Origin of the sequence: Ralstonia insidiosa (genome assembly GCF_008801405.1) — a bacterium.
GTDB lineage: Bacteria > Pseudomonadota > Gammaproteobacteria > Burkholderiales > Burkholderiaceae > Ralstonia > Ralstonia insidiosa.
Genome location: NZ_VZPV01000005.1, coordinates 93,347 through 106,474, shown reverse-complemented (window position 1 = coordinate 106,474; position 13,128 = coordinate 93,347). Strand labels below are relative to the sequence as shown.

Genomic DNA, 13,128 nt, shown 5'->3' with positions numbered 1-13,128 from the left:
ACATTGGGGTGCAATCCATCCATGTGCCTGGGCCGCGCTGTGCGTGGCGACCAGCCTGCCGCTGACAGCGGCATGGGCAGGCACGTCAAAACCGGCCACACCGGTACCGATGCCGACCACGCCGGCTGCTGCCAGCCTGCCCGTCGCCACCATGCCGCCGGTCAAGCCATCGGTGGCAGGCGTGACGGGGCCTGGCTTCAACCTGGTTGAGCTGCTTCAAGAGTTGAAGAGCAACAACCCGCAGCTTATGCAGGCCCGCCATACCTACCTGTCGGCCAAGGCCGTGCCGCCGCAACTGGCTGCGCCCAACAACCCGCAGATCGGCTACATCTGGAACAGCATCCCCAAGGGGTTCCCGCTGGCCGTCAACCGCGCGGGCGGCAGCCAGTACAACCTGACGCAGCAGATTCCGTTTCCGGGCAAGAAATCGCTGGCGGCTGAGATTGCCGACCGCCAGGCCGAATCACTGAACGCCCAGTCCGACGCGCTGTACCTGCAGCTCTACGCACAGCTTTCGACCACGTATTACCAGGCGATCTCGCTGCAGAAGCAGATCGACGTGCAGAAGCTGACCATCACGCGCCTGGAGCAGGTCAAGCAGATCACGCGCGTGCGCTACGCCAACAATGCGGCGGCGTATGCCGATTTCCTCAACGCGCAGGTCATGCAGAGCAGCGCGCAGAACGATCTGTTTGCTGCGCAGCGCCAGTACGACATCACGCTGCAGACACTCAACACCCTCATCGGCAAAGAGCCGAGCTTCCCGCTGGAGCTGCGCACCGACGACGAATCCGTGCGCCTGCCCGACGAGCCGCTGCCGGAGCTGGAAAACCAGGCGCTGCGCGAGCACCCGTCGATCAAGGCCTCAGCCGAGCTGATCGACGCCGCACGCAAGAGCGTGACGCTGGCGCGCAAGGCGTACCTGCCTGACTTCCAGGTCATCGCCACGGTCACGACCGACAACCCGCCGTACGGCGTGCGCCCGAACAGCTATCAGATCGAGCTGGATCTGATCATCCCGTTCTGGTTCTTCACCAAAGAGAAGTACGGCGTGAACCAGGCGGTGGAAAGCCAGATCGCCACCGAGGCCAATGACGTGTCCGTGCGTCAGCAGACGCTGCTGGCCGTTGATACCTCGTACAACACGCTGCGCCAGACGCTCGCGCAGCTCGACTTCAACAAGCAGCGGCAACTGCCGCAGGCGCTGGCGGCCTATCGCGTGACGATGACCAACTACGCCAGCAACAACGCCGATTTCAATGACCTGCTGACCGCGCAGGGCGCACTCAAGAACGCCGAACTGGCGGTCGCCCAGGCGCAGGCCACGGCCCTGCAGGCCTATCACGCATTGCTCGCGGCCACCGGCCGTTCGCCGGTTCAAGCTCAATAAGACCATGAAGAAGTTCTCTCCTACCGTTGCCGTGATTGCCCTGGCTGCCGCTGTTGCCGTTGGCGTGGTGGTGGGGCGCAAATGGCCCGCCGCCCCGTCGCCCAACGCTGCCGACGCCGCCAAGCCTGCAAGCAACGCAGCATCTGCCCCCGCTGTAGCCGCTGCGCGCCCGAAACCCGATTCCGTGGAAATCCCGGCCGGCGGCTTCGACCCGCAGCAGGTGCAGGTCGTGCAAGTCGGCCAGCGCACTGTGCCAGTGGAGCTGTCCAGCCCCGGCAAGCTGGCCTTTAACGCGGAGCGCACCAAGCTGGCGTCTTCCCGCGTGGCGGGCCGACTGGATCGCATCCTGGTGTTTGAAGGTGCGCTGGTGCAGGAAGGCCAGCCGCTGGCGGAGCTGTACTCGCCAGATTTCATCTCCGCCCAGAAGGAGTACCTGCTTGCGCTCAGCACTGCGCGCCAGCTCAAGGGCTCCAACATGAAAGACTTGCAGGAAGATGCGGAGGCCACCGTGCAATCCGCTGCGGGTCGACTGCACGTACTGGGCCTGACCGACGCGGATGTCGCGCAGATTGCCAAGCGTGGCGCACCCGCCGAGCACATGACGCTGCGTGCGCCCATCTCGGGCACCATCGTCAAGCGCAACATGGACCCAGGTGCCTTCCTGAACGTGGGCGACTCGTTCATGAGCATCGTCGATACGCGCCAGTTGTGGTTCACCGGCAATCTGTATGAGAACGACATTGCCAGCGTGCACATCGGCCAGCCGATCACGCTGCACACGGCAGCGTATCCGGACCGCGATTTCACCGGCCGCGTGAGCTTCATCGCCCCCAACATCGACCCCGCCACGCACACGCTGACCGTGCGCTGCGACGTGCCCAACCCCGACGGCCTGCTGCGCCCCGAGATGTACTCGACCGCGCGCATCCAGATCGGCACAGGCATGGCCTCGGTGGTGCCAAAGTCCGCGCTGGTCAAGGAGCGTGGCAGCTACTACGTGATCGTGCAAAGCGATGCCAAGCACTTCAAGCGTGTGCAGGTGCAAGGCAAGGACACGGGCGCCGATGGCAGCTTTGCGGTCACAGCCGGTCTGGATGCTTCATCGCAAGTGGTGGTGCGCGGCGCCGCCCTGCTCAATGAAATGATCGTGAAGGCGGGGGCGTAGGCATGAGCTTCAACCCGATCGCGGGCATTCTCAAGCGGCGGCTGCTGATCGTCTTCCTGGCGATCGCGCTGCTGGTCGCGGGCATCCTGTCGTTCCGTGAGCTGCCGCTGCAGGCGTATCCGGGCGTGGCGCCACTGTCGGTACAGGCCATTACGCAGTGGCCAGGCCGCAGCACGACCGAAGTCGAGCAGCAGATCACCATCCCCATCGAGAACGCGCTGGCCGGTGTGCCGGACGTGCAGTCGTTCCGTTCGGTGTCGCTGTTCGGCCTGTCGGTGGTGACGCTCAAGTTCAAGGAAGGCACAGACAGCTTCAAGGCGCGTCAGAACTTTTCGCAATACCTCGCACAGGCCAATCTGCCCACGGGCATCCAACCTGCCCTGAGCCCGGACTCCGACGCCACCGGCGAAATCATGCGATTCCGCCTGGTGGGCGACGGCGTGGATCTCACCACGCTCAAGAGCTACCAGGACTACGACATCACCAAGGAGCTCAAGCACGTCCAGGGTGTGGCGGACGTGAGCTCCTTCGGCGGCAAGGTGAAGGAGTATCACATCGTGCCGTCGCCGGCGAAGCTGCAGTCGTACGGCATCACGCTGTCGCAGCTCATCACGGCCATCGGCAATGCCAACAACAACACCGGCGGCAACCTGCTGCGCGACGGCGAACAGCAGTTCGTGGTGCGCGGCGTGGGCCTGCTGCAGACGGTGGAAGACATCCGTAACGTGGTGGTGGCTGCCAACAACGGCGTGCCGGTGCGTGTGCGCGACATTGCCGAAGTGGAAGTCGGCAACGTGCAGCGTCTGGGCATGGTGCAGTACAACGACCAGCCCGACGTGGTGGAAGGCATCGTGCTGCTCAAGCGCGACGCCAATGCCACCGAGGTGCTGGCCAAGGTGCGCGACAAGGTTGCCGAGCTGAACAACAGCATCCTGCCGAAGGACATCCAGATCAAGCCGTTCTACGACCGCCAAGTACTGCTCGACATCACCATGGGAACGGTGGAACACACGCTGGTGGTGGGTATCTCGCTGGTGCTGGCGGTGCTGTTCGTGTTCCTGGGCAACCTGCGTGCGGCGGCCGTGGTGGCAGCGGTGATTCCGCTGGCACTGTGCGTGTCGTTCATCAACATGGAGCACTTCCATGTGCCGGCCAACCTGATCTCGCTGGGCGCGATCGACTTTGGCGTGATCGTGGATGCGGCGGTGATCGTGATGGAAAACATCATGCGTCACCTGGAAGAAGGCGCTGACAAGCTGGAAGACGCCATCGTCAAGGCCACCAACGAAGTGCAGCGCGCGATGATCTTCTCCACGGGCATCATCATCGTGGCGTATTCGCCGCTGTTCTTCATCGGCGGTGTGGAAGGCATCATCTTCAAGCCGATGGCGTTCACGATGGGCTTTGCGCTGATGGCCTCGATCGTGCTGAGCCTGACCTTCGTGCCGGCCGCCACGTCGTTCGTGTTCGGCAAGTCGCTGCATCCGCATTCGCCGGCCTTTGTGGGCGCGATCCTGCGCTGGTACAAGCCGCTCTTGCACCGCCTCATCGCACGCCCCAAGACGGTGTTTGCCGCTGCCCTCGCCGCACTGGGCCTGACGCTGTACAGCGCCAGCTTCCTGGGCACGGAATTCTTGCCGACACTGGAAGAGAACAACCTCTGGCTGCGCATCACGCTGCCGAACACGGTGGACCTGAACTACTCCGCCTCGGTCGCCAACGACCTGCGCACGTACTTCGGCAAGCAACCGGAAATTGAGAAGGTCTCGGTACAGATCGGCCGGCCGGATGACGGCACCGACTCCACCGGTGTGTTCAACCAGGAGTACGGCCTGTACTTCTCGTCGCCCGACAAATGGGGCCCCGGTGTAACCAAGGCGCATCTGGTCGAGCGTCTGGCCAAGCATCTGGAGAAGATTCCGGGCATCGAATACAACTTCTCGCAGTACATCCAGGACAACGTGGATGAGGCGCTCTCGGGCGTGAAGGGCGAGAACTCGGTCAAGCTGTTCGGCAACGACCTCGACATGCTTGAAGCCAAGGCCACCGAAATCCAGACGCAGCTCAAGAAGGTGCAGGGTCTGGTGGACGTGGGCATCTTCCGCGAACTGGGTCAGCCGACGCTGAACGTCTCCATTGATCGCCAGGCCGCCGCGCGCTTCAACATCAACGTGAGCGACGTGCAGAATCTCGTGCAGTACGCCATCGGCGGCTCGCCGGTCACGCAGATCCTGGAAGGCGAGAAATCGTTCGGCCTGGCAGTGCGCCTGAACCAGCAGTCGCGTGCGTCGTATGACGCCATCCGCGAGCTGTTGATCGACACGCCGGACGGCCAGCACATCCCGCTGTCGATGATCGCCAAGGTGCAGATGACCGACGGCCCGTTCTTCATCTACCGCGAAGAAGGCAAGCGCTACATCGCCATCAAGTTCGGGGTGCGTGGGCGCGACCTCGGCAGCGCAGTGGACGAGGCGCAGCGCATGGTGGGCAACAACGTCAAGCTGCCTGAGGGCTACACCGTCAAATGGGACGGCCAGTTCAACGAGATGAAGGTCGCCCAGGGCAAGCTGATGGTGATCGTGCCGCTGACGATCCTGGTGATCTTCCTGCTGCTCTACAGCACGTTCGGCAACTTCAAGGACGCGCTGATGGTGGTGCTGAACGTGCCGTTTGCGGCCATCGGCGGGTTGCTGGCGCTGCATATCGCCAACGAGACGCTGTCGATCTCGGCGGGTATCGGCTTCCTGTCGCTGTTCGGGATCGCCATTCAGGACGGGGTGATTCTGATCTCGTACGTCAACCGCCTGGCGCACTCCGAGAACCTGCATGAAGCGACGGTAGAGGGTGCCGCGCTGCGCCTGCGCCCGGTCATCATGACGGCCATGCTGGCAGGCCTCGGTCTGTTGCCGGCGGCGCTGTCGCACAGCATCGGCTCTGAGGCGCAGCGCCCGCTGGCGCTGGTGATCGTCGGCGGCATGGTGACGACGACGATCCTCACGCTGCTGGTGCTGCCGGTGGTGTTCACGTGGGCGCACCGCAATCGCGGCACGCCGCCGCGCGAGCCGGACGTCACGCCGACTGCTGCCATGCTGCCCTGAGCCTCAAGCGCGCACAGCCCGGTCGGGCGTATCGCCTCACAAGCGGTACGCCCGATTTGTTTTTTGGGCCTGCACGTTCGTACTTGGCGCGCCTCCAAATCGGACGAATCTCATTGCTGCAGGCAGGCCCGGCACGCAAAGTGTGGTTCGAGTCCAAATCCACGCGCCACCCCATGCAGCCCTTCCGCGACACGCCCGCAGCCCCCGCCTCCGACGAGGCCAGTCACGCCATCATCGCCGGCCTGCTTCCTCCCCAGGTCATCTGCACGCTGACCGAGCTGTTCGGCCTCGACCTGCAGCAGTGGCGCTTTATCGTCGACTTGTTTACCGAGACGGTCGAACAGGACCTCGCCAACCTCGATCAGGCCCTGCGCAACGGTGTGGATGCGCAGATCATCGAAGCCTCGCATAGGATCGTGGGCTCGTCCCGTATGCTGGGGCATGTGGCCATCGGTGATGCCGCACGTGCCATTGAGCGCATTGCGCAAAGCGTCGGGCCATATCACGAGCGCGCGGCGGAGATGCGGTTGAACTTCACGCACCTGTACGCGCTGGCAGATGCGTTCCGCCAGCAGATCAGCCGCTGCGCCTGGCCGGACTCGGCAACCGCCGGCTAAGGGTTGCCAGCCAGCCGCCCATTGCGCTCGGCCAGCCTCCGATTGAGTAGCAGCGGCACGACACCGATCGCAATGCCGCCCAGGCCAATCAGGTTGGTCGCCCAATCGAACGTCGGTACGCTGTAGGCCGCAATGAACCACAAGAACAGCGCACTGCCCAGCGGCCACAGCACCAGAAACACCGCATCGAACACCGAGCGCAGCGCATCGCGCCGGTAGTGCCACGCACAGGCAAAGCCGGCCAGCCCGTAGTAGAACGCCACCTGAAAGCCGATGGCATTGACCGAATCCTTGATGATCGCGTTGATGCTTGGAAAGAACGACGCGCCAAACAGCAGCACCAGCCCAATCGTGGTGATCACAGCCGTGGCCATCCACGGCGTGTGCCAGGTCTTGTGCAGCCTGGCATAGCGGGCGTGCAGCATGCCGTCGCGCCCCTTGGCGTAGAGCGTGCGCGTGAACTGCAGGATGGAGGTCTCCAGCGTGCCGATCGTGCTGAGCATGACGGCCACCACGGCCACGTAGCTCCACGGGCGCGGCAACAGCTTGTCGGCCACGGCAAAGATGACGTTGGTGCTGGATTGCTCGATCTCCGCATCGTTCAACACGAGCAGGATCACGGCGGCAAAACCCATGAACAGCGCGAGCACGATCACCATGGCCCACAGCGCGCCGCGGCCCGGTGCGTGATTGGCGTCGCGTGTTTCTTCCGTCAGGTTGACGGTCACGTCCCAGCCCCAAAAGAAGAACAACGCCGTGAGCGCGCCCGTGGCGAAAAGCTGCGGCGTGAATGCGCCCGGTGACAGCCAAGCCCACGACAGCGCATGCGCCGGGTGCGCACCGAACTTCGACACCGCCAGTGCAATCAGCGCAATCAGGATGACGGTCTCCACCACCGTCATGGCGACCTGCGAATAGCTCGTCAGCTTGATGCCTTTGATGATGACGGCGCTTACCGCCAGCAGCCACGCGGCAGCCACCAGCGCGACCACGGCCGGCTGGTCGGCCAGCGACGGTGCCACCAGCGTGAGCGTGGCGGTTGCCGCCGGGATCGTGCCCGACACCATGAACACGCCAGAGGCCACCAGCAGCGCCCAGCCGGTAAAAAAGCCCAGCGTGCGGTTGAAGATGGCGCCCACCCAGGCATACGCCGCGCCTGCGTGCGGGTTGATGCGATTCAGGTGCAGGTAGGCAAAGGTCACACCAAACATGATCAGCCCGCAATACAGCAGGCTTGCGGGCGCGAGCGCACCCACCGCGGCAATCAACGTGGCCGTGGTGGCGGCAATGCTGAAGGCGGGCGCGGTGCCCGCTACGCCCATCACAACGGATTCGCCGACACCCAAGGCCTGGGTGTCGAGCCCAGCCTGCTCCGGCTGCGCGGGCGTATCCGTTGTACGCATCGTCATCCCCCACCTCCGTTGTCCGGCTGCTCAGGCACTGCCCGTCTTCAACTGCAGTATTGGCGCTCCTAACCACAACACCAACCGATTTGATGTCAAGCACAAGCCGGGCATCAGCAAAGCCATTCCTAAGGATTATTTATGTTTTTGATCACATAAATCACTTGGTTAGGCTGCATGTTGCGTATCCCGCAATACAACGGATTTCTACAACTATTGATTTAGAACAGGGCGCATCACTATCTTCGCGGGCAACGTCGGCGCAGTCCCTCTGCGGCCGGCGGGTACGTACCAGCCATGACTGGTGCGGCCAACTCACTTCATACCGTAGCAACCAGGCACATCACCGCATCCGGGGGGATTTCGATGTCCGAAGCAGTACTGCATCCGTTTTTTTCGCGCGAGCGCACCATCGCCGCGGTGGGGTTCAACCGCTGGCTGGTTCCGCCTGCCGCCTTGGCCATCCATCTGTGCATCGGCATGGCCTATGGCTTTTCCGTTTTCTGGCTGCCGCTCGGGCGTGCACTGGGCATTGCCAAGCCGCAAACCTGCGGCGCCGATGTCTCGCTGATTGCCGAGCTGTTCACCACCACCTGCGACTGGCGCATCTCCAGCCTGGGCTGGATGTTCACGTTGTTTTTCGTCTTCCTCGGCCTGTCTGCTGCGTTGTGGGGCGGCTGGCTGGAACGCGTCGGCCCGCGCAAGGCCGGTGTCGTGTCGGCGGTGTGCTGGTGCGGCGGCCTGCTGATCTCGGCACTCGGCATCCAGATGCACCAGCTTTGGCTGCTGTGGGTCGGCTCCGGTGTGATCGGCGGCATTGGCCTGGGGCTGGGCTACATCTCGCCCGTATCGACGCTGATCAAGTGGTTTCCGGACAAGCGTGGCATGGCCACGGGCATGGCCATCATGGGCTTTGGCGGCGGCGCGATGATCGGTGCGCCGCTGGCTGACCGCCTGATGAAGCTGTTTGCCACGCCGGATTCCGTGGGTGTCGCGCAAACGTTTATCGTGCTGGCCGGCATCTACTTCGTGTTCATGATGGCGGGCGCACTGGGTTATCGCGTACCGCCCACTGGCTGGAAGCCGGCCGGCTGGACGCCGTCGCCGGCCAAGGCGAAGGACGCCATGGTCACGCAGCGCCATGTGCACGTGAACGAGGCACTGAAGACGCCGCAGTTCTGGCTGATCTGGGCCGTGCTGTGCCTGAACGTGTCGGCCGGCATTGGCGTGCTGGGCATGGCCTCACCGCTGCTGCAGGAAGTGTTTGGCGGCAAGCTGCTCGGCGTAACCACAGCCTTCACTGAGCTGACCGCTGCGCAGAAGGGCCAGATCGCCGCCATCGCAGCCGGCTTCACGGGCCTGCTGAGCCTGTTCAACATCGGTGGCCGTTTCTTCTGGGCATCGCTGTCGGACCGCCTGGGCCGCAAGATGACCTACGCGATCTTCTTCGTGCTGGGCTTCGTGCTCTATGCATCGATTCCGTGGACTTCGCACACCGGCAACATTGCGCTGTTCGCGCTGGCCTTCTGCGTGATCCTGTCGATGTACGGCGGCGGCTTTGCCACCGTGCCGGCCTACCTGGCTGACATGTTCGGCACGCAAATGGTGGGCGCCATCCACGGCCGCCTGCTGACCGCGTGGTCGACGGCCGGCATCCTGGGCCCGGTGCTGGTGAACTATCTGCGTGAGTACCAGATTGCCCATGGTGTGGAACGTGCCGCCGTGTACGACATCACGATGATGATCCTGGCCGGCCTGCTGGTGCTGGGCTTTGTCTGCAACCTGCTGGTGCGCCCGGTGAACGCGAAGCACTTCATGACCGACGCGCAGCTCGACGAGCTGCGTCATGCAGCAGCCGCCAAGAATCCGACGCCGTCGGTAGCTTCGCCGGAAACGTCACTGGAATGGGCGGCACATCCGGGTTCGGCCGTGGCTGTGGTGCTGGCCTGGGCAGCCGTTGGCCTGCCGTTGGGCTGGGGGGTTTGGATTACACTCCAAAAAGCTGCTGTTCTGTTCTCTTAACGCCTGAAATCAAGCCACCGCGCCGTCATGAAGCATCAGAAAATCGAGTTTTACCGTCATCCGGCCGGTGGCTGGGGCGCGCTCAAGAGCGTTGCGCATCAACTGCTGTCGCAGGGCATCGCCGCCAAGGGCGCCAAGACCATGCTGTCCGCCAACCAGCCCGATGGCTTCGATTGCCCCGGCTGCGCATGGCCCGATCGTGACCACGCCTCCACGTTCGAGTTTTGCGAGAACGGCGTAAAAGCCGTGGCCGCTGAAGCCACGTCACGCCGCACCACGCCGGAGTTCTTCGCACAACACACCGTGCGCGAACTGGCCGAGTGGTCCGACTACGCGCTGGAAGACCAGGGGCGCCTGACGCACCCGATGGTCTACGACGCCGTCAGCGACAAATACGTCCCGATCGAATGGGATGCTGCCTTCGCGCTCGTCGCACAGCACCTGCGTGCACTGCCCGATCCGAACCAGGCGATCTTCTACACCTCTGGCCGCACCAGCAATGAGGCGGCCTTCCTCTACCAGTTGTTCGTGCGCGCATACGGCACGAACAATTTCCCCGACTGCTCCAACATGTGCCACGAGCCTTCCGGCACAGGCATGCGGGGCAGCATCGGCGTTGGCAAGGGCACTGTCACGCTCGACGATTTCACCAAGGCTGATGCCATCTTCATCTTCGGCCAGAACCCGGGGACGAACCACCCGCGCATGCTGGGTGAATTGCGCGAGGCGTCCAAGCGCGGCGCGAAGATCGTGTCATTCAACCCGCTGCGTGAGCGCGGGCTGGAGCGCTTTGCCGATCCGCAAAGCAAGCTCGAGATGCTCACGCTCGGCTCCACGCGCATCAGCACCGAGTACCACCAGGTCCGCATCGGCGGTGATTTGGCAACGGTCAAGGGCATCATCAAACACGTGATCGAGCGCGATGACGTGGCGCGCAGCCGCGGTGAGCCCGCCATCATCGATCACGCGTTCATCGCCCAGCACACCGGTGGCTTCGATGCGTTTGCCGCCGATGTACGCGCCGAATCGTGGGCGACCATCGAAGCCGAATCGGGCCTGCCGGAAAACGAAATCCGCCAGGCCGGCGATACCTACATCAAGGCCGGCAGCGTGATCGCCTGCTGGGGCATGGGGATCACGCAACACAAGCATTCCGTCGCGACGATCCAGATGATCGTCAATCTCCTGCTCCTGCGCGGCAACATCGGCCGCCCGGGCGCGGGTGCATGCCCGGTGCGCGGCCACAGCAACGTGCAGGGCGACCGGACGATGGGCATCTACGAGAAGCCCGCCCCGGCGTTCCTGGATCGGCTGGAAAAGGTGTTTGGCTTCAACACGCCGCGCGAACATGGCTACGACACCGTCGGTGCCATCGAAGCGATGCGCAACGGCGCGGGGCGCGTGTTCTTTGCCATGGGCGGCAACTTTGCCGCGGCCACGCCGGACACCGCTGCGACGTGGGCCGGCCTGCGCCAGTGCGATCTGACCGTGCACGTGACCACCAAGCTCAACCGTAGCCACATCGTGCACGGCAAGGCCGCGCTGATCCTGCCGTGCCTGGGCCGGACTGAAGTGGACCAGCAAGCCGGCGGCACGCAAGGCGTGACGGTGGAAGATTCGATGAGCATGGTGCACATGTCGGCGGGCATCAATCCGCCGGCCTCGCCTCACTTGTTGTCGGAGCCCGCCATCGTGGCGCGGCTGGCCGAGGCGACGTTGCCCGAGAGCACCATCCCCTGGCGCTGGCTGGTCGAAGACTACGACCGCATCCGCGATCGCATCGAAGCTGTGTTCGATGACTTTGCCGGCTTCAACGAGAAAATCCGTGTGCCGGGCGGCTTCCGCTTGCGCAACACCGCATCGGAGCGCGTCTGGAACACGCCGTCGGGCAAGGCGGAATTCCACACGCACGGTATCCCGACCGATACGCCCATCCACCGCGCCCGCGAGCGCCATGCCGATGCCACTGTCTTCACGCTGGCCACGGTGCGCTCGCACGACCAGTACAACACCACCATCTACGGCATGGATGACCGCTACCGCGGCGTGTTCGGCCAGCGCCGCGTGGTTTTCATCAACAAGGAAGACCTGCACACCATCCGCATGAAGGACGGCGAGTGGATCGACATGATCACGCTGTCCGAAGACGGCACCACGCGCCGCGCCGATGGCTTCCGCCTCGTGGCGTATGACATTCCGCGCGGCTGTCTTGCGGCGTACTACCCGGAGACCAACCCGCTGGTGCCGCTGTCTTCCGTGGCCGATCAGGCACGTACGCCAACGTCCAAGTCGATTCCGGTGATGCTGGTGCCAAGCCAGGTAGAACGCACCGCCGACGCGCAGGCTGCCGCTGCAGCCGACGCCTGATGTCGAACGAACCGGCGTGGTCTGCGCTGCAGCTTGCGCTGTTGACGGCACTGCACGAAACCGAACCCGGCAAACCGGTGTCGCTACCCTGGCTGACCAAACGCGTAGGCGAACGCGCCAGCACCGTGCTGCGCGCGTTGCATCCGCTGGCCGATGCGGGCCTGTTGCGCGTCACCATGGATGACACACGCTGGCTGGTCGTGCTGCTCGATGCTGGCCGCGCTGTACCGAGTACCACCGCATGACCGCCCTCACCCGCCACCCAGCCGGCCTGCCCGTCGTCTCAACGTCAGCAACGCGGCGCACACGTGCTGGCGCACACGAAGACACCACCACCGCCGTTGCAGATGAGACACCGGTGGCGCTCATCTTCAACGGCATCACGCACGCCGTGATGATGGCCTCGCCCGCTGATCTGGAAGACTTTGCACTGGGCTTTGCGCTGTCCGAGGGCATCATCGACAGCCGTGCTGACTGGCGCGGCGCCGATGTCGAAACGCACGTGCATGGCATCGAGATCCACACCGAAATCGCCTCGCACTGCTTCGTCCGCTTGAAGGAACGACGCCGCGCATTGGCTGGCCCGACGGGCTGCGGCCTGTGTGGCATCGAGAGCCTGCAGACCTTTGAAGCTTCGCCGATACCCCTTGCACAGCCAACGTGGATGGCATCACTTGCCGACGCACAGGTGCTCGACGCCATGCAGGCAATGACCGTACATCAACCCGCCAACGCGCTCACCGGCGGCCTGCATGCGGCAGGCTGGGTGCCTGCAGATGGCAATGCACCACTGCATGTACTGGAAGACGTCGGTCGCCACAACGCACTGGACAAACTGATCGGCCGGCTGACCCGGCTCGGCATCCGCCCGACCGACGGTTTCATCGTCATGACCAGCCGCGCGAGCTTCGAGCTGGCGCGCAAATGCGTGCAGATGGAGGTACCGCTGCTGGCGACGATCTCCGCGCCGTCGTCACTCGCGATCCAGCATGCCAAGGCGGGCAACCTGATGCTGCTGGCGTTCTGCCGGGGCGACAGCGCAACCCGATTCGCGTAGAACGCGGGC

Annotated in this window: 9 protein-coding genes; 8 read left to right on the top strand and 1 reads right to left on the bottom strand. The window is 64.0% G+C overall.

The features are described 5' to 3' along the window. Positions 1-136: 136 nt before the first annotated feature. From F7R11_RS25950 to F7R11_RS25935, 4 genes are all read left to right on the top strand, one after another. Positions 137-1,390, top strand: a complete 1,254-nt coding sequence (locus tag F7R11_RS25950) for a TolC family protein (protein WP_064809027.1) — start codon at positions 137-139, stop codon at positions 1,388-1,390. Between the two features lie 4 nt (positions 1,391-1,394). Next, positions 1,395-2,555 carry an efflux RND transporter periplasmic adaptor subunit gene (locus F7R11_RS25945; RefSeq protein ID WP_064806993.1) on the top strand — a complete coding sequence of 387 codons (1,161 nt, stop codon included), beginning with the start codon at positions 1,395-1,397 and terminating at the stop codon, positions 2,553-2,555. Positions 2,556-2,557: 2 nt separating this feature from the next. After that, a complete protein-coding gene (locus F7R11_RS25940; RefSeq protein ID WP_064806991.1) occupies positions 2,558-5,653 on the top strand; it encodes an efflux RND transporter permease subunit in 3,096 nt (1,031 codons plus the stop codon). A gap of 173 nt (positions 5,654-5,826) precedes the next feature. Next, positions 5,827-6,270, top strand: coding sequence for an Hpt domain-containing protein (locus F7R11_RS25935; RefSeq protein WP_064809026.1), 444 nt, complete (start codon positions 5,827-5,829; stop codon positions 6,268-6,270). Here the strand turns inward: F7R11_RS25935 and F7R11_RS25930 are convergent. Further along, entirely contained in the window at positions 6,267-7,679 is a 1,413-nt protein-coding gene (locus F7R11_RS25930) for an APC family permease (protein WP_064806989.1), read from the bottom strand. The two genes, F7R11_RS25935 and F7R11_RS25930, sit on opposite strands and share 4 nt — an antisense overlap. A gap of 360 nt (positions 7,680-8,039) precedes the next feature. Between F7R11_RS25930 and F7R11_RS25925 the strand changes: the two genes are divergently transcribed. Genes F7R11_RS25925 through fdhD form a run of 4 tightly spaced genes read left to right on the top strand, consistent with a single transcriptional unit; the run spans position 8,040 to position 13,119 of the window. Next, positions 8,040-9,695 carry an OFA family MFS transporter gene (locus F7R11_RS25925; protein WP_064806987.1) on the top strand — a complete coding sequence of 552 codons (1,656 nt, stop codon included), beginning with the start codon at positions 8,040-8,042 and terminating at the stop codon, positions 9,693-9,695. Positions 9,696-9,722: 27 nt separating this feature from the next. Then, positions 9,723-12,062, top strand: a complete 2,340-nt coding sequence (locus F7R11_RS25920; protein WP_064806985.1) for an FdhF/YdeP family oxidoreductase — start codon at positions 9,723-9,725, stop codon at positions 12,060-12,062. Next, complete coding sequence (locus F7R11_RS25915) at positions 12,062-12,307, top strand: hypothetical protein (RefSeq protein ID WP_064806984.1); 246 nt, start codon at positions 12,062-12,064, stop codon at positions 12,305-12,307. The genes F7R11_RS25920 and F7R11_RS25915 overlap by 1 nt, the downstream gene beginning before the upstream one ends. Continuing rightward, positions 12,304-13,119, top strand: coding sequence for a formate dehydrogenase accessory sulfurtransferase FdhD (fdhD, locus tag F7R11_RS25910; RefSeq protein WP_064806983.1), 816 nt, complete (start codon positions 12,304-12,306; stop codon positions 13,117-13,119). Before F7R11_RS25915 ends, fdhD begins: the two co-directional genes overlap by 4 nt. The last annotated feature ends 9 nt before the right edge of the window (positions 13,120-13,128 follow it).

Coding starts and splice junctions, on each gene's coding strand:
- F7R11_RS25945 (WP_064806993.1), top strand. CDS start 1,395: ATGAAGAAGTTCTCTCCTACCGTTGCCGTGATTGCCCTGGCTGCCGCT.
- F7R11_RS25940 (WP_064806991.1), top strand. CDS start 2,558: ATGAGCTTCAACCCGATCGCGGGCATTCTCAAGCGGCGGCTGCTGATC.
- F7R11_RS25935 (WP_064809026.1), top strand. CDS start 5,827: ATGCAGCCCTTCCGCGACACGCCCGCAGCCCCCGCCTCCGACGAGGCC.
- F7R11_RS25930 (WP_064806989.1), bottom strand. CDS start 7,679: ATGACGATGCGTACAACGGATACGCCCGCGCAGCCGGAGCAGGCTGGG.
- F7R11_RS25925 (WP_064806987.1), top strand. CDS start 8,040: ATGTCCGAAGCAGTACTGCATCCGTTTTTTTCGCGCGAGCGCACCATC.
- F7R11_RS25920 (WP_064806985.1), top strand. CDS start 9,723: ATGAAGCATCAGAAAATCGAGTTTTACCGTCATCCGGCCGGTGGCTGG.
- F7R11_RS25915 (WP_064806984.1), top strand. CDS start 12,062: ATGTCGAACGAACCGGCGTGGTCTGCGCTGCAGCTTGCGCTGTTGACG.
- fdhD (WP_064806983.1), top strand. CDS start 12,304: ATGACCGCCCTCACCCGCCACCCAGCCGGCCTGCCCGTCGTCTCAACG.